The 19,915-nt window shown below is 39.9% G+C and carries 16 protein-coding genes, 1 tRNA gene and 1 riboswitch; of the genes, 10 read left to right on the top strand and 7 right to left on the bottom strand.

What is annotated here, in order from left to right:
- The first annotated feature begins 3 nt into the window (after nt 1-3).
- The 3 genes from FERRO_RS04875 to FERRO_RS04865 all read left to right on the top strand — a co-directional run bounded on the left by FERRO_RS04875 (nt 4) and on the right by FERRO_RS04865 (nt 2,948).
- Nucleotides 4-882 carry an oxygenase MpaB family protein gene (locus FERRO_RS04875; protein ID WP_056929708.1) on the top strand — a complete coding sequence of 293 codons (879 nt, stop codon included), beginning with the start codon at nt 4-6 and terminating at the stop codon, nt 880-882.
- Nucleotides 883-983: 101 nt separating this feature from the next.
- Nucleotides 984-1,523: a peroxiredoxin gene (locus tag FERRO_RS04870; RefSeq protein ID WP_056929707.1), complete on the top strand. Its 540-nt coding sequence runs from the start codon at nt 984-986 to the stop codon at nt 1,521-1,523.
- A 6-nt stretch (nt 1,524-1,529) separates the two neighbouring features.
- A complete protein-coding gene (locus FERRO_RS04865; protein ID WP_056929706.1) occupies nt 1,530-2,948 on the top strand; it encodes an exonuclease domain-containing protein in 1,419 nt (472 codons plus the stop codon).
- Here FERRO_RS04865 and FERRO_RS10650 read toward each other — a convergent pair.
- The 3 genes from FERRO_RS10650 to FERRO_RS04850 are packed head-to-tail and all read right to left on the bottom strand — an operon-like array spanning nt 2,941 to nt 5,083.
- Complete coding sequence (locus FERRO_RS10650) at nt 2,941-3,126, bottom strand: DUF1289 domain-containing protein (protein WP_446718617.1); 186 nt, start codon at nt 3,124-3,126, stop codon at nt 2,941-2,943. The genes FERRO_RS04865 and FERRO_RS10650 overlap by 8 nt on opposite strands.
- On the bottom strand, nt 3,126-3,761 hold the full coding sequence (locus tag FERRO_RS09935; protein WP_160318104.1) for a TonB-dependent receptor domain-containing protein: 636 nt from the start codon (nt 3,759-3,761) through the stop codon (nt 3,126-3,128). The genes FERRO_RS10650 and FERRO_RS09935 overlap by 1 nt, the downstream gene beginning before the upstream one ends.
- Nucleotides 3,656-5,083, bottom strand: coding sequence for a TonB-dependent receptor (locus FERRO_RS04850; RefSeq protein ID WP_056929703.1), 1,428 nt, complete (start codon nt 5,081-5,083; stop codon nt 3,656-3,658). The genes FERRO_RS09935 and FERRO_RS04850 overlap by 106 nt, the downstream gene beginning before the upstream one ends.
- A 146-nt stretch (nt 5,084-5,229) precedes the next feature.
- A riboswitch (cobalamin riboswitch) is annotated at nt 5,230-5,425 on the bottom strand.
- Between the two features lie 94 nt (nt 5,426-5,519).
- On the opposite strand from FERRO_RS04850, the gene FERRO_RS04845 reads away from it, so the two are divergent.
- On the top strand, nt 5,520-6,428 hold the full coding sequence (locus FERRO_RS04845) for a 3'-5' exonuclease (protein ID WP_056929702.1): 909 nt from the start codon (nt 5,520-5,522) through the stop codon (nt 6,426-6,428).
- Between the two features lie 460 nt (nt 6,429-6,888).
- Here the strand turns inward: FERRO_RS04845 and FERRO_RS04840 are convergent, their stop codons facing one another.
- The 3 genes from FERRO_RS04840 to lptF form a co-directional block, all read right to left on the bottom strand.
- A complete protein-coding gene (locus FERRO_RS04840; RefSeq protein WP_056929701.1) occupies nt 6,889-8,181 on the bottom strand; it encodes a serine hydrolase domain-containing protein in 1,293 nt (430 codons plus the stop codon).
- A gap of 292 nt (nt 8,182-8,473) precedes the next feature.
- Nucleotides 8,474-8,564: transfer RNA gene (locus tag FERRO_RS04835), tRNA-Ser, on the bottom strand.
- A gap of 35 nt (nt 8,565-8,599) precedes the next feature.
- Nucleotides 8,600-9,700, bottom strand: coding sequence for an LPS export ABC transporter permease LptF (gene lptF / locus FERRO_RS04830; protein ID WP_056929700.1), 1,101 nt, complete (start codon nt 9,698-9,700; stop codon nt 8,600-8,602).
- A 90-nt stretch (nt 9,701-9,790) separates the two neighbouring features.
- Between lptF and FERRO_RS04825 the strand changes: the two genes are divergently transcribed.
- The 3 genes from FERRO_RS04825 to FERRO_RS04815 are packed head-to-tail and all read left to right on the top strand — an operon-like array spanning nt 9,791 to nt 14,468.
- Nucleotides 9,791-11,272: a leucyl aminopeptidase gene (locus FERRO_RS04825; RefSeq protein ID WP_056929699.1), complete on the top strand. Its 1,482-nt coding sequence runs from the start codon at nt 9,791-9,793 to the stop codon at nt 11,270-11,272.
- A 23-nt stretch (nt 11,273-11,295) separates the two neighbouring features.
- Complete coding sequence (locus FERRO_RS04820; protein WP_056929698.1) at nt 11,296-11,718, top strand: DNA polymerase III subunit chi; 423 nt, start codon at nt 11,296-11,298, stop codon at nt 11,716-11,718.
- A 2-nt stretch (nt 11,719-11,720) separates the two neighbouring features.
- The gene (locus FERRO_RS04815; protein ID WP_056929810.1) at nt 11,721-14,468 is read left to right on the top strand and encodes a valine--tRNA ligase; all 2,748 of its coding nucleotides are present in this window, start codon (nt 11,721-11,723) and stop codon (nt 14,466-14,468) included.
- Nucleotides 14,469-14,472: 4 nt separating this feature from the next.
- On the opposite strand, the gene FERRO_RS04810 is transcribed toward FERRO_RS04815, so the two are convergent.
- Complete coding sequence (locus tag FERRO_RS04810; protein WP_160318103.1) at nt 14,473-15,906, bottom strand: beta-barrel assembly-enhancing protease; 1,434 nt, start codon at nt 15,904-15,906, stop codon at nt 14,473-14,475.
- 43 nt (nt 15,907-15,949) lie between these two features.
- Between FERRO_RS04810 and moaC the strand changes: the two genes are divergently transcribed.
- From moaC to FERRO_RS04795, 3 genes are all read left to right on the top strand, one after another.
- The gene (moaC, locus tag FERRO_RS04805; protein ID WP_056929696.1) at nt 15,950-16,441 is read left to right on the top strand and encodes a cyclic pyranopterin monophosphate synthase MoaC; all 492 of its coding nucleotides are present in this window, start codon (nt 15,950-15,952) and stop codon (nt 16,439-16,441) included.
- A 98-nt stretch (nt 16,442-16,539) separates the two neighbouring features.
- Nucleotides 16,540-19,200 (top strand): pyruvate dehydrogenase (acetyl-transferring), homodimeric type, encoded by a 2,661-nt coding sequence (gene aceE, locus FERRO_RS04800; protein ID WP_056929695.1) that lies wholly within the window; start codon nt 16,540-16,542, stop codon nt 19,198-19,200.
- A 103-nt stretch (nt 19,201-19,303) separates the two neighbouring features.
- Nucleotides 19,304-19,891 carry a superoxide dismutase gene (locus FERRO_RS04795; protein WP_056929694.1) on the top strand — a complete coding sequence of 196 codons (588 nt, stop codon included), beginning with the start codon at nt 19,304-19,306 and terminating at the stop codon, nt 19,889-19,891.
- Nucleotides 19,892-19,915: the final 24 nt, after the last annotated feature.

The raw sequence follows: 19,915 nt of genomic DNA, 5'->3' as shown, positions 1-19,915 counted from the left end.
ATCATGTGGGATGAAATAATCCGGCAAACAATTAGAGGAACCATAAAATCCTCTTCCACAGCAGAAGATTTCCTCACTCCAAACGGTGATCAAGGTTTATTCGGACCATCTAGTGTCATTTGGCAAGTTCATGCAGATTTTATTGTCATGATGATAGGAGGTATAAGCTCTCTCATCATGCAAGCACTTCAACCTCAGACCATGGCTGGGGTATGGGACCATTCTTCTTTTCGTGAAGATTTGCAGGGTCGTCTTGGCCGAACAGCTCAATTTATTGCGTGTACCACTTACGGCCCAAAAGATATGGCCTTGTCTGCTATAGAACGGGTAAAACATATACATCGCACAGTAACAGGAGTTGATCAACACAACACACCCTATCGTGCTGATGACCCTCATTTGCTGAAGTGGGTTCACATGACTGAAAGCTTATGTTTCCTAAATAGTCACCTTAGATATCGCGATCCTAATATGACTATCGTCCAACAAAACCAGTACTATAGAGAAATAGCTTTAATTGGAGAAATGTTAGGTGCAAAAGAACTACCGAAGGATATCGACTCTATCCAAAGAAACATTAATGAATATCGACACGAGCTTAGAATGAGTAAGCGAGTTGAGACCGTCATTGATTTATTGCATCACTTCCCAACCAAGCCAATGGGTAAACCATTGTTAAGTATAATTGTTAAAGCGGGATTTTATAATCTGCCTAACTGGGTATTTCCTATTATTGGAATATCTGCCCCCACTCAGTTAAACAGAAAAATTTTAGACACATCAATTCAAATCATAGCAAAACCTGTTCGTTATGCGCTAAGAAATGGCATTGCAGCCCACTCCTACAGGCGCCTTGGTTTAGAGGCACCATGGATGAACTAATATTACCAATCATCAAATGGTTACGGAGATAACAAGTAGGAGCATCAATGTAAAAAAGGATGCTCATTAGTTTATAAGCCAATTAATTAAAGGAGAAAGTCATGAAGTTATTATTATTAACATTAAGCTTATTTGTGGGTCTTGCCTTGGTATTTTCGAAATCAGCCTCAGCCAGTGATCTACCAACAGTGGGACAGGTAGCGCCTGATTTTAAAGTGATAGATCAACATAACCAACTGCAAAGCCTCGCCAATTACCGTGGTAAATGGATAGTCTTATATTTTTATCCTAAGGATGAAACACCTGGATGTACAACAGAAGCATGCGCTTACCGTGATGACTTTAATCAGGTTAAAAAAATGGACGGGGTCATTCTTGGTGTCAGCATTGACGATGCATCAAGTCACGCAGAGTTCGCGGCCAACCACCACCTACCTTTCCCTTTATTAGCCGATAAAGATGGAAGCATTTCTCGTTCTTATGGTTCAGAAAGAAGTCTATTGGGCTATAAAATAGCCAAAAGAAATACTTTTATCATAGATCCCAAGGGTAATATTGCGAAAGTGTATGAAAGTGTTGACGCAGGAGAAAACCCTAAAGAGGTCATCGCTGATTTACGACAAATGATAGAAAAAAAATAACGCAATATGAGTCAAATCTGGCAGAACAATATTATCTGTATAGATCTCGAAACAACAGGAGCCAATCCTATTAAGGATAGGATTACAGAAATCGGTATTGTAGAATTACTGCCGGATGGTTCAATTAGTGAGTGGCAAACACTGATTAATCCTGAGACATCTATTCCTCCTTTCATCTCTCGATTAACGGGTATTTCTAACGAAATGGTGAGGTCTGCACCATTGTTTTCAGAGATTGCCAGTGCCTTACTAGAACAACTAAAAGGAAAATATTTTGTTGCGCATAATGTACGGTTTGATTATGCCTTTATTAAACAGGAATTCTTAAAGTGTGGCATGTCTTTTAAAGAAAATACTCTTTGCACTGTTCGGTTATCACGACAGCTCTATCCTGAGCATATAAAACATAATTTAGATAGCCTCATTCAACGTCTTGGCTTGACTATTCAAGACAGGCATCGCGCACTCACTGATGCAAGAGTCGTCGCTGATTTTTTATTGCACGTAAGAAAAAGCTTTCCTGCGGAAACATATAACAAAGCCATCCAGAAAATCACCAAAAAACCTTCACTCCCCCCTGCCATTGAAGAGGGTTTTATCGACAGCATTCCAGAAAAAACAGGCGTTTATTTGTTTTATGGTGAAAATAATCTACCACTTTATATTGGAAAAAGTATTAATTTAAAAGAGCGAATCCTCTCACATTTTAATTCAGATCACAAACATCACAAGGAATTAAGACTATCTCAACAAGTCAAATATATTGAGTATCGTGAAACATGTGGAGAATTAGGGGCTTTGTTATTAGAAGCAAAACTCATTAAAGAGCTTAAACCCATACATAATCATCGACTAAGACGTCAACAACAACTTTGTACTTGGCAACTAATTAACCATAGCAATCAATATACTCTATCCCTCAGAAATACCGATGAGCTCAATTTTTTAGAATCTGATACCTATTTCGGTGTTTTCCAAAGCAGAAAAAAAGCTATCGATACACTCCATGCGATTGCCGACGCACATGGTATGTGTCTTGCCTTATTGGGAATAGAAAGCCACACAAAGGGGAAAGCCTGCTTTCGTTCACAGATCAATAAATGCCATGGCGCTTGCTGTGGCAAGGAAGAATTGGCTCATCATCAATTAAAGGTATTGATCGCTCTTGAAAAAATTAGGTTAAAAAATTGGAAATGGCATGGATGCATAGCTATAAAAGAGCATAACAATGATTCCAGTGAGTACCATTTAATTCATCAGTGGGGATACTATGGGACCTATCGCACCTATCAAGAGTTATTAGATGCGATGTCTACAACACAAGAGCCTTTATTTGATTTTGATATTTATAAGATATTAATTAAATTTATTTTCAAATCGGCAGAAATTATTGTGCTACCTAGCAAAAACTCCTTGATTAATTAAACAGAAGATCATTCAAACGATTTTGTGATTGAGCAATAACTCTCTTTTTCTCCTCATCATTTAAATTCATCCAATCTGTAATTTCTTGTAAGGTTCTACCACAACCCAAACAAACTCCTGTTACAGAATCTGTTTGGCAAATATTCACGCAAGGGGAGGAAATTGGGTTGGCACTCATCATTGGTCGTACCGCACACCAAAAAACACATTAGAACCGGGTGTGTTATAACCATATTGTAATTGGTAAGGCATGTTTGTTACGTTATCCCAACGTCCAAACACAGACCATCGCTTAGTCAATTGATAAGAACCATTTAAGCTTAACATTTGATAACCCGCTATCGGGAATTGTCCGTTAACAAGATATACACTATTGCTAATTGAGTCTGTAGCATATCTTTTACTCGAAGCGATGATATTTGCTCCTAATTTAATTTTTTTGAATGCATAGTCAGCTCCGATACGACCTACTTCTTCAGCCCTTAAAGGAAGTGCTAAATCAGTATTTCGATCAACTGGATTTAACAAATCCAAAGAGCCATGTATGTTGAAATATCCAATATACTTTTGAGCTGTTAATGTCATACCTTGGATTCTTACTTTTCCAATATTATAAGAAATAAAAGTAGACGGATCAGACTGTATCAGATTTGAAATATCATTCTGGTAAATGACGATTCCAAAGGCTTGATGATGATCATCATAATTTAATCCCCATTCAATATTCTTACTATATTCAGGGGATAAATTAGGATTACCACTATACGGATAGTAAAGCTGATCAAACGTCGGTTCACTAAATGCGCTGCCCACACCAAGATGGGTTTTATTGATTCGGATACTTGATAACCATAAGTAGCGCTTCCAGTTAATTTGGACCCATAACCGGAATAACCATCACTTCTGATACCCACATCCAACGTATGGAGACTTCTTTTTAAATGGTAAATGGTTGCCAATGAATCTACGCTTCTTGACAGGTTTTGATTACATATGGAGCATCCATCTGTGACAGTGCTATATGTTGCATTGAGGTATTCACTTCGATGTTCCGTAATGATCTGTAATTGATCCTGACCCAAAGCAAAACTATTTTGCCATCGATAGTCGTAAGTGGGCGTATAAGTTTGATCATTTGATAAAGAAGTTAAAAACTTTGCGTAATTTGAGGACAAAGCAATTTGAAAATTACTTAACCAATTATCGTTTATCTGATTGTTACTATAAATAGCCACATTAATCAACGTATTGATATTATTATCGAATTCTGAGGAATAAGTATTGGTATTGTAGTTATAAACCGCGCTTGGAAAGCCGTAGGTATTTTTTGAAGCAAGTAAGCGCATACCAATCTCCTGGCCTATACCAATCGTTTGTTCCAAATTACCATATGCACCCATTCTCTGATAGCCAGTCGCGCCTGTTGGATATGCTCCATCTATAGCTGGAGGATATAATCTTGAAAAGTTATTTCCGATAGTGTTATAACCTGATGAATTTTCCTGAGACACACCAAACGAGAATTTTGTGTTGTGTTCAGCATCTGTTGATCCACTTATTGATGCGCTGGACATACTGGTTCCATAACTGCCGTAGCCAGACATAGCACTCACCTTCGGTGCACCCTTACCTTCTTTCGTGAAGATTTGGACCACGCCTCCCACCGCATCAGAGCCGTAGTAGATGCTTTCAGGTCCGTAAACCACCTCAATATGATCAATCATTGACAATGGGATAGCATTCCAAATACCCCCACCAGTACTGGTTAGCTCTACCCGGACTCCATCCACAAGAAGCAAAGTGTGGTTACCGTTAGTTCCGCGGGTAAATACAGATGCAATATTACCTGAGTCGCCATAGGAGGCAATCTGAAATCCTGCTTGCTGTTGCAGTAATTCAGCCAAACTTTGTTGGCCAGCAGCACGAATTTGTTCATTACTGATAAACACATGATCTTGTATCACTTGAGAGCTAGGTGTGGGAATAAGATCTGCAGTGACTATCACTGGGTCTATTTGCAAAGGAGCACTGCTATTTTGATTATCTGCAAAAACAGGAAAAGTTGAAACCAATAAAACACATGCCAATACACTTCTTACCCTATCCGTAAGAGGTATAAAATAACCAGAATACATATTCAATCCCTAAAGTCTAAGGTCACACCCACGTAACCACTACCAATATAAAGAAGTAAGGGATATAAAGAGGAAAATGGAGATAAAGAGAGGGCGACAGCTGAGAGACTGTTTCACTCAGTACCAGCGAAGGTCCCCGTCCGCATTACTTGACTCAATCTATGGCCGATATCCGGGCTGGTGAACATAAGAACTTTACCTTCCCATGAATAATCACAGTGGTAATTAAGTCCGTAGTGAAAACAACTCACATTCACTTACCGTTGCGGGGGCAGCACACGTTTGATTAGTGTTTCCCGTTTAACTTGTCAATTAACAAGCACCATACAAAGTGATTAATTGTAACAAAAAATAAGAAAAATAAACAAATTATTATCTAACTCATCCTCAAAAAAGTCTCTACAATCGAAATACAGTTAACAAGGAATTACTTATCGTGGATATCAACACTGCACTAAATATTATTAAAAATAATCCAGATTATCGTGTGTTAACACGCTTAAAAATTGAAAATTTACATCAATTTGAGATAGCCCCAACAGGTGAGCCCTTAGGCCGATTAGCAGTCATTGATACAGAAACAACCGGTTTAAAAGTAGATGATGGGGACAGAATCATCGATTTATCTATAGCCACCTGCGAATACGGTAAGAATAGCGGACATTTATATCGTGTTATTAATAGATATGACAGTTTAGAGGATCCTGAATTCCCCATTCCACCAGAAGTAACTAAATTAACTGGCATTACAGATGAAATGGTCAAGAATAAAAGAATTGAGGAATCTAAAATTGATGAAGTGTTAGATGGAGTCAATTTAATTATTTGCCACAATGCCAGTTTTGATAGGGGTTTTTTAGAAGCACGATATCCGTTATTCACACAAATGCATTTTGGTTGTTCACTTAATGAAATTTCTTGGGACATTTGGGCCACTAAAAGTAGCAAGCTAGACTATCTTGGCTTTCGGTTTAATTTATTTCATGATGCTCACAGGGCAAAAGCAGATGTGGATATGCTGATGATGTTACTGAGTCAACCTACCCCCGATCAAAGTGCTACAGCCTTATCTATATTAATTGCTTCTGCCCGAAAAAAAATATGGCATATACAAGCAATCGATCTTCCATTTGATAACAAACATCTCGCCAAAGCTCGAGGTTATAAATGGTTTGAAGGGTCAGAGACTGTTAAAAAATCTTGGTATATTCAAGTTGAAGACTTGGACACAGAATTAGAGTTTTTAAAAGAAGTAGGTTGTAAACATCCCATGTTTACCCCCATCACTGCTAAAGAGAGATATAAACCACTCAAAGAGATCATGCAACGCTTAAATAGAAAGTGATGCGCTCAAAAACACTAATCATAATAACAATTTACTTATAAAGAAAAGGATGCAATCAGCACCCTTTTAAAATTTATTAAGCAATCTTATTATCTAGAAGAGTTAACCAGTTGTATTGAATCTTGTTGTCCGACTTTATGAAGAGATGCAGCATTCGCTTTGAAAGCGAACATATAAGTCGAAAAAATCGCTACTAAAATAACGAACAACGTAACTATATACTTCATAATTGGCTCCCTTAATAATAATTATAAATAAACAACTACTTAAGTTTGATTTTACACCAATATTTTTAGAAAGATAAAGTAAATAGTTGCATTTTGTTTCAAAGCGCAAAATCTCTTAGCTAGGCTTTTGATTGTTCATTACCAACAACTTTTATTTTTTTTTCAACAAACTAGCAACTCAATGGAGTTACCACTGAATCGCTAACTCTTTAATTACTAGTCCGGAGAAATAGTTAATTAATCAAAGCAGAATCAACTAAATCCTTAATCAAACGTCTGTAGTAAGGCCTTACTGGCCCAGGCACTTGGGTCATCACAACAACTGCTAAGTCTTTTTCTGGTTCAACCCAGAAAAAAGTCCCGGCTGCACCAGCCCACATATACTCTCCTTTACTACCCAATACTCCGGCCAGTCCATTTTCTTTTCGAACCATAAAACCCAAACCAAAGGTATAACCATCTATCCCCATGAGTAGTTGCCCTGGGCTGTAGGGTAAAGTAGTTCTATTACCAAGTTGGTCTGATGTCATTAATTTAATTGAAGCGGGCGATAAAATATGTTGGTGATTAACACTACCTAGATCAAGCATCATTGTCGCAAAATTTAAATAGTCATCAGCGGTAGTTACAGATCCTGCCCCTCCAGAATCGTTAGCAGGCTGTTCCGAAACGTCAATTAAATGGATAGGTTGATGTGTAAACGGGTCTATAGAGAGGGGTTCTGCTAAACGGGATAAATTATTTTCAGTAATATAAAATCCAGTATCCACCATATTTAATGGGGTAAAAATATTCTGTTTAAGATAATCACTCAATCTCTGGCCAGACACCTTCTCAACAATTCTTCCAAGCAAGTCTACAGACAAACTGTACTCCCAATTGGTACCTGGCTCCGTGCTAAGTGGAACTTTAGAAAAAGCCGTTATCTCTTGTTCTGGGGTTAAACTACGAACATCATAGGCCAAGTGTTCGTTAACCAATTCTTGTTGTTTATATGCCTCTTGAAGTAATTTATTTTTTGTAATTTCACCATAAACAATCCCCGATGTATGGCGTAAGAGATCAATGATTTGAATTTCTCTGCGGGCTGGCACAAGTTTATAAGTTATTTTGTCTCCCTCTTTCACTTCAATGGCTACTTTCATATCCTTTAATTCTGGTATGAATTTTGATACTGGGTCGGCCAAGGTTAGCTTACCTTGCTCCATTAATTGCATTGTAGCCACTGCAATAAAAGGTTTAGTCATTGAATAATTTCTAAAAATATTATTTCGCTTCATAGAAATATTTTTAGATTTATTTTGATATCCGATGGCTTCAGCGTACACAATTTTTCCGTATCTTTTAATAAGAATTACAGCACCGGGAATATGGCCTTCTTTTACTTCGTCTTCATAAACACGAGTGATTTTTTCTAAACCCTTTTTAGAAAAACCTAAAGCCTTTGGATTGATAGCTTCTGCATAAGTAGTTGTCAACGTTATCAGTAGGGCAACTGCTATAATAGCTCGTATACGCTTAATCATTTATATCCTCTTTTTCTCATTATTTAAATATTTTGGCGAATTAAAACATGAAGTGTATTTTTATAATTTATAGGTAAAGTAGGTAAGTAGCGGTAACATCAAGACTCTTTTAACCGAGAAGTCAAAATTGCACTGATAACATTCACATAACTTACCCAAGAAGAACGATATCAGATTTAAGCCATTTAAAGAGCAAGAATTACTCGAAATAGCTATAAAAAACGAGGTTAGTCCAGAAATTGGCTTATTTGAGGTTGTGCCTGATAGTTTAAACAAACGCACCGGATTGATGTGGCGGAGAGAGGGGGATTCGAACCCCCGTTGGGATATTATCCCAAACACGCTTTCCAGGCGTGCGACTTAAACCACTCATCCATCTCTCCAAGCCTTCCATTATAACTTATGAAGCCAATTACTGTCATTGGGTTATTTTTTTCTGACTAATAATTAATCGTTTAAAGGTCCATAACCATTGCCTTTTGATCAGTAAAAACAACGCTATAATGAAAAAAGCTAAATGTATTGGCCAAATACCAATCCAGGGCGAAACCTTCCCCTGCACAATCCAAGATTGGCCAATACCCATCGTATTGTAATAAATCATATAAGCTAACAACGCAAAAACCATATTTGCTGAACGACCGGCTCGAGTATTAATGTAAGATAAAGGTATAGCAAAAATACACAATACGATTAAGCTTATTGGAAGACCAATACGCCAGTGAAGTTCGCTCCATTGTTCCAAGGTTGGCTTTACTATAAGTTGACCAAATGGCATAGACTTAACTGACAATGAAGTCTGCCCTGATGCTTTCTCTTGAATTCTGAGTTGTGCCTCATCAAAATCAACCAAGTTATAATTTGCCGTACCAGGCTTCCCCTCATAACGACGACCCTTTTGAAGAATCACGAAACGATCACCATTGGCTTTTGTAGTCACAAAACCTTTTTCAGCAGCGATGACACCCACTTTATTGTCTTGGACAGATTGAACAAAAACATTAGATACATCTTTTTTATTAGTATTGATTGAATCAACAAAAAAAACTTGATCCGATTGTTTAGATTCTCTGAATACACCAGGAGTAATTTGTGAGGTATCGTCCTGTGAATCAAGCCGTTTCTGATAAACGGCTCTTTGCCCCATAGCCCAGGGCGAAACAACTATACTCATTAATGAAACAATAAGAGCCATGGGCATAGCAAAAGACAACACTGGTACCAAAAACCGACTCAAGCTTAAACCAGATGCCAGCCATATAATCATTTCAGAGTCTCTGTAAGCCCGTGTTAAAGTCATTAATACTGCCGTAAAGACGGCGGCTGACAAGATCACAGGCAGATAGGTCAGGATACCAAAACCTACCATGGCTGCAACCGCGTCACCTGATAGTTCGCCTCCAGCAGCTAGTCCAAGTAGCTTTACTACTGTTACAGTAAATAAAATAGCCACAAGTACCAGTAAAGCCATTAGTGCTGTTTGACTGAACTCACGACGAAAAACTTGATTAAATATCACTTATTTTTACCACTTTGACTTTTTTAGAGCTTTAACAAGATAATTTAGGGTTTAATATAACAATATTCTAATTTATATCGGAGATAAACTGTGGAATTTAGTGTAAAAGCCCAATCTTTGGACAAAATTGTAACGGAGGCATTGGTGATTGCAATCCCTGCAAACCAATCAATGACCGCAGACATCAAACTACTAGACAATAGCTCGACAAATATCATTAGTCAGATTCTCAAAAAAGGGGATCTTGGAAAAAACTTTGGTAATACCGTTGTATTACATCAAGTTCCAGGAATTAAGGCGCAAAGATTATTACTCATTAACAGTGGAACAAAGAATAGTTTGTCTGATAGTGAATACAAGCAATTAGTCCGTAACAGTTTAAAAAACTTAGAAACCCTCAATGTAAAAAATATTGCTCTAACACTCAACCAACTTAATGTAGACAATAGAGACGCTAACTGGGCTGTTGAACAAGCAACTCTCATTGCTCTTGAAACGCAGTACCGTGTTAAACGTATCTCAAAAGAAAAGGTCATCCCAAGTTCCTTACAGAGCATATCTTTTATTACTAAAGGTAAGACGCCAAGCACCGCTTTAATCAAATCGGTTAATCAAGCACAAGCCGTTGCTCATGGTATTGCATTGAGTAAAGATCTTGCCAATCTACCACCCAACATCTGTACCCCTAACTATCTTGCAAAAGAAGCACAGAAATTGGGTAAAGAATGGAAACTGAAAGTTGACGTACTTGAAAAGTCTGATATGGAAAAATTAGGAATGGGTTCTCTACTAGCGGTGGCTCAAGGTTCACACCAAGCGCCTAAATTAATTACTATGAAATATAACGGCGCCACACAAAAAAATGATAAGCCAATTGTGTTAGTAGGTAAAGGAATTACCTTTGATACTGGTGGTATTTCATTAAAACCCGCTCCTGAAATGGATGAAATGAAGTTTGACATGTGCGGAGCAGCCTCTGTTTTTGGAGTAATGCGTGCGGTGGCCGAAATGAAACTACCTATTAATTTGATTGGGATAGTTCCTACTTGTGAAAATATGCCAGATGGTAACGCAACGCGACCTGGAGATATTGTCACCAGTATGTCTGGCCAAACTATTGAAATTTTAAATACAGATGCTGAAGGTAGACTGATTTTATGCGACGCACTCACCTACGCTCAACGCTTTGAACCTAAAACTATTATTGATATTGCCACTCTCACAGGGGCCTGTGTCATTGCTCTAGGTAATGAAGCGGCTGCTCTCTTTGCCAATAACGATCATTTGTCACTGGCTCTCAAACAGGCAGGAGATATTACGGGTGACAGAGTATGGCCAATGCCTTTGTGGGAAGAATATCATGAAGGGCTAAAGTCGAATTTTGCAGACATGGCTAATGTTGCAGGGCGCGCAGGTGGTAGTATTACAGCTGCTTGTTTCCTAGCGAAATTTACACGTGAAGTCACATGGGCTCACTTAGATATAGCAGGTGTTGCCTATCGGGGTGGCAAAGAAAAAGGAGCCACCGGCAGACCTGTTTCCATGTTATGCCAATTTTTAACACAGCAATAGAAAGATAAATTAGGAACAACTGAGTGACACGTATTGATTTTTATACTCATATACAAGATCAAAATCTATTGGCGCAAAAACTTATTGAGAAAGCTTGGCAACAGAAAAAGACCATATGGGTAAGAGCTGCTAACCAAGCTCAAGCAGAAGCTATAGATCTTGGATTATGGCAGCTCCACCTCACCTCAGTAATTCCTCATTGTCTCAGTGACGACCCACTGGCTAAAGAGGTACCTATTGTCATCGATGCCAAGGGGCTTGCTCCATGGCACTATGACTGCTTAGTTAATCTTCACCCAGAACAGTTTGACTACTTTGCACGTTTTGAAAGGCTGTTAGAAATTGTCAGTACTGACGAACAAGACAAACAGTTCGCACGATTACGTTTTCAACATTACCGTAATCGTGGCTTTGAAATTTACACCCATAATATGAGTCGCAAATAATGATTGAATTAGATAAAAGCTTTGATCCACACTCCATAGAATCCTGTTGGTATCCCTTTTGGGAGAAAGAAGGCTTATTTAAAGCACGCCACCTACCATCAAGTAAACCATACGCTATTTTGTTGCCTCCACCTAACGTAACGGGCACGTTACATATGGGGCACGCTTTCCAACACACATTAATGGATGCATTAATACGCTACCATCGGATGCGTGGCGATAATACTTTATGGCAAGCAGGCACAGATCATGCTGGGATTGCTACTCAAATTGTAGTGGAAAGACAACTAGAAGCTCAAGGAACTGATAGAAAAACACTTGGCCGGGAGTCTTTTCTTGAAAAAGTGTGGCAATGGAAAGAGCAATCTGGTTCCACCATTACCCGTCAAATGCGTCGATTAGGTAGTTCATGTGATTGGGAACGTGAGCGCTTCACCATGGATGAGGGGCTGTCACGAGCAGTGAATGAAGTATTTGTTAAATTATATCGACAAGGTCTAATTTATCGTGGGAAGCGATTAGTTAATTGGGACCCTGTTTTACAAACTGCTGTGTCTGATCTTGAAGTGGTCGCCGAAGAAGAAGCTGGATTTCTTTGGCATATACGCTACCCCATCGTCAACCAACCAGGTGAGTTTTTAGTCGTAGCAACAACTCGTCCTGAAACGCTTTTTGGTGACGTGGCAGTCGCAGTGAATCCTCAAGATGAACGGTATCAATCCCTCATAGGAAAAACCCTACAACTACCCCTAACGAATAGACAAATTCCCATTATTGCTGATAATTATGTGGACAGTTCCTTTGGAACAGGATGTGTAAAAATTACCCCAGCTCATGATTTTAATGATTATCAAGTGGGTAATCGACATCAATTAACACCCATTAATATCTTCACTAAGGAAGCTCAGTTAAACGATCAAGTCCCCCAAGATTATCGAGGGTTAGATCGTTTTGTTGCCCGACAAAAGGTACTTGATGAAATTGAAGCGCAGGGACTTTTAGCTGAATCAAAAAAGCATACACTAATGGTTCCCAGAGGGGACCGCACAAGATCGGTTATCGAACCCATGCTCTCAGACCAATGGTTTGTTCGGATGGAAGGATTTGCTGAACAAGCTCTAGAATTGGTTGCCTCAGAGCAAATCCGTTTTATTCCAGAAAACTGGACCAATACTTACAATCATTGGTTAACTAATATTCAGGACTGGTGTATATCAAGACAACTGTGGTGGGGGCATCGAATTCCTGCTTGGTATGATAAGGCTGGTCATGTGTATGTTGCGCATACCCAAGCCGAAGCTGAAGCTCTGGCAGCAAATAGCGATCTAACCCAAGATGAAGATGTGTTAGATACTTGGTTCTCCTCCGCTTTATGGCCTTTTTCAACATTAGGCTGGCCCGAGCAAACAGCAGAATTAGCAACGTATTTACCGACTAATGTTCTGGTTACTGGCTTTGACATTATTTTCTTTTGGGTTGCACGTATGATCATGATGACAAGCCACTTCACGGGAAAAATCCCCTTTCAGGAGGTGTATATTACGGGATTAGTGCGCGATGCTCATGGACAAAAAATGAGTAAATCTAAGGGTAATATTCTGGATCCAATAGATATAATTGATGGGATTGACTTAGACAGTTTGGTTAAAAAAAGAACCAGTAACTTGATGGACCCAAAACAGGCAAAAGCCATTGAGAAAGCAACGCGCAACGAATTCCCTAAAGGTATTCCCAGTTTTGGAACCGATGCCTTGCGCTTCACCTTTGCTAGCCTTGCGACCCATGGACGTGATATCAAATTTGATTTACAGCGTTGTGAGGGATATCGCAATTTTTGTAATAAGATTTGGAATGCTACCCGCTATGTACTAATGAATATTCCTGATCATCAAATAGCTTACACCACCCCTCCTAAGGTCTTTAATTTTATTGATCAATGGATGTTAAGCCAACTTAATCAGAGTATTAAAGAAGTTACGGATCACTTTACAAGCTATCGTTTTGATCTTGCGGCACGATGTGTTTATCAACTAATTTGGGATCACTATTGCGACTGGTATGTGGAATTAGCTAAAACCTCTCTTAATACATCTGATGAAAATATACAGTACTCAACCCGCTATACCCTGATTCACACTTTAGAAACTGTGCTTCGCTTAGCTCATCCGCTCATGCCATTTATTACTGAAGAACTATGGCAAAAAGTATCACCCTTGGTGGGTAAACATGAAAAAAGCATAATGATTGCTTCCTATCCAGAGTTTCTTAGTCAACATGTTAACAAAGAAGCTGATCAACAGATTCAATTACTCAAAGAACTGGTTAATGCCTGTCGAACACTGCGCTCGGAAATGAATTTATCTCCTAAAGATCGAGTTCCTCTTTATATTAGTGGAAATACTAATCAATTAACATCCTTCACTGAGCATCTTGTTCATCTTGCGAGGTTAAGTGAAGTCGTATTTGTGGACAATCAAAGTTTAGAGAACACCTCAGCGTCTGTTGCAGTGGTGAATGAATATAAACTAATGCTCAAGGTTGAGATAGATATTGCTGCTGAAATATTGCGGCTCAATAAACAAATTGAGAAATTAAATGGTGAAATAACTAAAGCTCATCAAAAACTCAATAATCCCAGTTTTGTTGATAAAGCACCGATTGAAGTTGTTAACCAAGAAAAAGTAAGATTAAGTCAGTTTGAAAAACAAGTTCACGAACTGACTCAACAGGTGGCTCGTCTAGCAGAATAAAATATTATTTTTTACGATTGGCTTTATCTGCTAACAACACGTTTTTAAGAGTATTAATTTGTGCCTCGACGGACGATTTTTGATAAAAATCTCCGTCACCGGCTTTCAAAGCGATTTGCAATTGGTCAAGGGCCGCGCTAAAGTTATCCATATGCTCATAGTAATAGGCCAAAGCTTGGTGACTTAATAACTGCTGATTCAATGCGGCAAAACCCCGCGCCTCGTAATCATAGAGTTTTGCATCTTGTTGGTTATAACTGATTCTTTTATGGATAAAGTTTAAGGCCTCTTGATCTCGATGCAAATCAAGCATGGTTTTAATAAATCCATAATTAAGTGCTCGTTCATCAGGATACTGAGCTAATGCTTGGCGATAAAGATCAAGGGCTAACTCAAGCTTACCTTCATCGTGCACAATAGCTGCATTAAGACTTAAAAACATTGGATTCACTTTTGCATACAAACGAATGCTGTCTAATTTTTGCAGCGCCTCTGTATACTGATGATTTCTCCATAGAGCCACGGCGTAGCCGTAAATTTCAGGTTGGTCTTGTGGATATTTTGGATTGAGCTCTTCGCCAGCGAACGAGCGAACTGCTTCATTGGGTGTTCCCACTAAAGCTTTTATTCTGGAGCGAATCATCTGAAAATTAGGACCGTCTTGAACTTGTCTATAAGGTACATTTTGTAGTCTATTTTGTATCTCTGCTAAACGCTCAGTGGTCAAAGGGTGAGTTTGAAGAAAAGCAGGAACCCCCTCATAAAAACTATCATAATGCTGAAGTTTTTCAAAAAAAGTCCACATAGCGCGAGGGTCATAACCTGAGTGAACTAACCGCTGGATACCCAAGCGGTCAGCCTCTCTTTCATAACCACGACTTGAATTAAGTTGCGCCTGAATGGCACCTGCCTGCGCTCCCATTATCCCTCCCACCGCCGCATCTGGGCTCGATCTGGCTGCCAACAGAGCGGCCGCCATAGCAGCTAAAGTCAGTGGCATATTTTGGCTTTGCGCCTCCATTTCACGAGCCACGTGATGCTGCGTAACGTGAGAAATTTCGTGAGCTAACACTGAGGCCAACTCCGATTCATTCTCGGCAGCTAAAATCAAGCCAGTATGAACACCGATATAACCACCAGGCATTGCAAAAGCATTGAGTGTTGGGTCTTGTAAAATAAAGACTTCAAAATGCATACCCACAGCATCCTCACTGACCGCCAGTAAACGACCTGCTACATGATTAACAAAATCAACGGATTCCGGGTCAGTAAAATAAGCTGGATCAGATCTAATTTCCATCATCACCTGACGACCAAGAGCTGATTCATCTTGGGTAGACAGATAGTTGGCCGAACTATCACCAAGATCAGGTAAATCTCCTGCATTACCATTAATGGTAAAACAGTAAACTAAGAGATATAAAAATATACGTTTCATGAATATATGATACCCTAAAACAATTGTTTTTTTATTCAAAACCATGGCACTCACACACTTTAACTCACAGGGCGACGCACACATGGTAAACGTAGCAGACAAGCCTGCTACCCACCGACGTGCCATAGCAATGGGCACCCTTGCTATGCAGCCTTCTACTCTCGAATTAGTTATCAAGGGGCAAGCTAAAAAAGGGGATGTCTTAGCCGTGGCACAAATTGCTGCTATCCAAGGAGCTAAAAAAACCTCTGAGTTAATTCCTTTATGCCACCCTCTGTCTTTAACCCATATCAATGTTGAGTTTCAATGCGACACTGAAAACTCACTAGTACATTGCCAAGTGGTTGTTGAAACCACCGGAAAAACTGGGGTAGAAATGGAAGCGTTGACGGGCGTACAAATTGGTTTATTGACTATTTATGACATGCTCAAAGCTACCGATAAGGCAATGATAATCAGAGAAGTTTTTCTTGTTGAAAAAAGCGGGGGGCGATCAGGCCACTGGCTTAACCCTACCCTCTCTTCAAAGCCATAGCATCGAATTAATTTTGGCAGTAATATAGAGATTAGTCGGCGATCCCGACAGGAGGAATTCACCTAATAAATTAACCGCTGATCGCGAGGGAAACCAATATGTCCGCAGTGCCAGATAATGACAAACAAGAAACACAAGAATGGCTTGATGCCTTAGAGGCTGTTTTAGAACTAGAAGGTCCTGAAAGGGCTCATTATATTCTCGAGCAATTAATTGATAAAGCCAGACGTTCAGGCGCTTATCTCCCTTACAGCGCTAATACCGCTTATATTAATACTATTCCTCCTCATCAAGAGATTGGAATCCCAGGGGATCCTGAAATGGAGCACCGGGTGCGCTCTCTGATACGTTGGAACGCCATGGCCATGGTTTTAAGAGCCAACCGGACTTCCAGTGAACTGGGGGGGCATATAGCAAGTTTTCAGTCTGCCGCCACACTATATGATGTTGGTTTTGATCATTTTTTTCATGCGCCCACTGCTGAGCATGGTGGTGATTTATTGTATATTCAAGGCCATTCTGCCCCAGGCATTTATGCACGCGCCTTCCTAGAAGGACGATTGAACGAAGACCAATTATCTAAATTTCGCCAAGAGGTGGATGGTGGAGGATTATCTTCGTACCCACATCCTTGGTTAATGCCGGATTTTTGGCAAATGCCCACCGTTTCAATGGGGCTTGGACCATTAATGGCTATTTACCAAGCTCGTTTCATGAAATACCTACAAAACCGGGGCATTGCCAAAACCGATAACCGTAAAGTATGGGCTTTTATGGGTGATGGTGAAATGGACGAACCGGAGTCTCTGGGTGCCATCTCTCTTGCGGCCAGAGAAAAACTAGATAATCTTATTTTTGTGGTGAATTGTAACCTACAGCGACTAGATGGTCCCGTGCGCGGTAATGGCAAAATTATTCAAGAGTTAGAAGCTGATTTCCGTGGTGCCGGCTGGAATGTAATCAAAGTCATTTGGGGCAGACAATGGGATCAACTTATCGCTAAAGATCGTTCAGGACTTCTATTGCAACGTATGATGGAAGTGGTGGACGGGGAATACCAAAGTATGAAAGCGCGTGATGGCGCTTACGTGAGAAAACATTTTTTTGGTAAATATCCTGAGCTGGCTCGACTTGTGGCTAACATGACAGATGATGATATTTGGCGCTTAAATCGTGGTGGTCACGATCCTTTTAAAGTCTATAACGCCTATATGTCTGCAGTGCGCCACACAGGCCAGCCCACTGTTATTCTAGCTAAAACTGTGAAAGGCTACGGTATGGGCGAGTCGGGTGAAGGCCAGAACATTACGCACCAGCAGAAAAAAATGGGGGGAAATGCTCTCAAACAATTCCGTGATCGCTTCGACATACCGATCTCTGATGAACTGCTACAAGAAACGCCATTTTATCGCCCTGCTGAAGACAGTCCAGAGATTACCTATCTGCGTCAACAGCGTGAGAAGCTTGGTGGCTATATGCCAGTTAGACGTCATGATGTTCCTAAACTCCCTATTCCTCCTCTGTCCTACTTTGACTCTCTGTTACACAGTACAGAAGACAGACAATCCTCTACCACCATGGCCTTTGTTCGAATTTTGACATTACTTACTCGAGACAAAGAGCTAAGTAAGTTAATAGTGCCTATTGTTCCTGATGAATCGAGAACCTTTGGTATGGAGGGAATGTTTAGAAGCCTTGGTATTTACTCTTCTGTGGGACAGTTATATGAGCCCCAAGATCATGACCAGTTAATGTATTACCGTGAGGATGTGAATGGTCAAATTTTACAAGAGGGGATTAATGAAGCTGGTGCTTTTTCATCCTGGATAGCCGCTGCAACGGCCTATTCTAACCATGGAGTAACAACAATACCTTTTTATATCTTCTACTCCATGTTTGGATTCCAGCGCATCGGTGACTTAGCCTGGGCGGCAGGAGATATGCAATGCCGTGGTTTCTTAATTGGTGGTACCTCCGGCAGAACAACGCTAAACGGAGAAGGATTGCAACATCAAGATGGACACAGTCAAATTCACGCTAGTTTCATACCAAATTGTGTATCCTACGACCCAACTTTCGCCTACGAGGTAGCAGTTATCATTCAAGACGGTCTGAGGAGGATGTATCAAGAACAAGAAAATATTTTCTACTACATTACCACCTTGAATGAAAACTACTCACACCCAGCCATGCCACAGGGAGCGGAACCAGGCATTCTTAAAGGGATGTACTTATTCCAATCACGTCGAGATAACGCCAAAGCTCCTGAGGTACAACTTTTAGGTAGCGGCTCCATTCTGCGTGAAGTGATTGCTGCTTCCGAATTACTCGCACAAGACTGGGGCGTGAACAGCCAAGTATGGAGTGCCACGAGCTTCAATGAATTGGCGCGTGAGGGGCAAGCCTGTCTTCGTTGGAATCGTCTACATCCCACCGCTCCAAGAAAGCTACCTTATGTAGAAACGTGTCTTCAAAATACTACTGGCCCCATTATTGCTGCCACGGATTACATGAAAAACTTTTCTGAGCAGATTCGCGCTTTTGTTCCTAGAAAATATATTACCCTGGGAACAGATGGTTTTGGTCGATCTGACACCAGAGCAAAGCTTAGACACTTCTTTGAAGTTGATCGTTACTACGTTACCGTGACAGCACTGAGCGCTTTGGCTGAAGAGGGGAAAATTAAGGCAGAAGTGGTTGTTGAAGCTATTAAGAAATACAACATCAATCCAGAAAAGCCTCTTCCTACGTCGGTGTAATAAACACCCCCTCAAGAAAATAATCTTGAGGGGGATTCTTTTGTGTCCTTTTTTTTAGTATATTTATGGAATTAGTCTAAACTTTATTGTCTTGGAGATTTAAATGGAACATCAATTACCAGCTCTACCTTATGCAAAAAATGCTTTAGTACCACATATGAGCGAAGAAACCTTTGATTATCACTATAGCAAGCATCACAATGCATACGTCGTTAATTTAAATAATTTAATTAAAGGGACTGAGTTTGAAAGTTTAGATCTTGAGTCTATTGTAAAAAAAGCCCCTGCAGGTGGCATTTACAATAATGCGGCACAGGTATGGAATCACAGCTTTTTCTGGCATTGTCTAAGTCCACAAGGTGGTGGATCACCCTCTGGCGCTTTACTGGAGGCCATTAACAAAAAGTGGGGCTCTTTAGATGAATTTAAAAAGGCCTTTCAAACCTCTGCCGTAGGGAACTTTGGTTCTGGTTGGACATGGCTTGTTAAAAAAGACAACGGCGATCTTGAGATTGTTAACATGGGTGCAGCAGGTACCCCACTCACCACCGGTGATACAGCACTGTTATGTATTGATGTATGGGAACATGCCTACTATATTGACCACCGCAATTTACGTCCTAAATTTGTTGAAACCTTTTTAAATCACCTTGTAAACTGGGAATTTGCGGTGAGCAATTTTGCAGCATAAAACCATTTTGAACGCTTTAGTTAC

Origin of the sequence: Ferrovum sp. JA12 (assembly GCF_001431705.1) — a bacterium.
Lineage (GTDB): Bacteria > Pseudomonadota > Gammaproteobacteria > Burkholderiales > Ferrovaceae > PN-J185.
The sequence above is the reverse complement of the archived record's forward strand: the minus strand, read 5'-3'. Positions and strand labels throughout refer to the sequence as shown.

What these genes read in the sequence shown, in the direction of transcription:
- FERRO_RS04875 (WP_056929708.1), top strand. Translation starts at nt 4, where the DNA reads ATGTGGGATGAAATAATCCGGCAAACAATTAGAGGAACCATAAAATCC.
- FERRO_RS04870 (WP_056929707.1), top strand. Translation starts at nt 984, where the DNA reads ATGAAGTTATTATTATTAACATTAAGCTTATTTGTGGGTCTTGCCTTG.
- FERRO_RS04865 (WP_056929706.1), top strand. Translation starts at nt 1,530, where the DNA reads ATGAGTCAAATCTGGCAGAACAATATTATCTGTATAGATCTCGAAACA.
- FERRO_RS10650 (WP_446718617.1), bottom strand. Translation starts at nt 3,126, where the DNA reads ATGAGTGCCAACCCAATTTCCTCCCCTTGCGTGAATATTTGCCAAACA.
- FERRO_RS04850 (WP_056929703.1), bottom strand. Translation starts at nt 5,083, where the DNA reads ATGTATTCTGGTTATTTTATACCTCTTACGGATAGGGTAAGAAGTGTA.
- FERRO_RS04840 (WP_056929701.1), bottom strand. Translation starts at nt 8,181, where the DNA reads ATGATTAAGCGTATACGAGCTATTATAGCAGTTGCCCTACTGATAACG.
- FERRO_RS04810 (WP_160318103.1), bottom strand. Translation starts at nt 15,906, where the DNA reads ATGAAACGTATATTTTTATATCTCTTAGTTTACTGTTTTACCATTAAT.
- moaC (WP_056929696.1), top strand. Translation starts at nt 15,950, where the DNA reads ATGGCACTCACACACTTTAACTCACAGGGCGACGCACACATGGTAAAC.
- aceE (WP_056929695.1), top strand. Translation starts at nt 16,540, where the DNA reads ATGTCCGCAGTGCCAGATAATGACAAACAAGAAACACAAGAATGGCTT.
- FERRO_RS04795 (WP_056929694.1), top strand. Translation starts at nt 19,304, where the DNA reads ATGGAACATCAATTACCAGCTCTACCTTATGCAAAAAATGCTTTAGTA.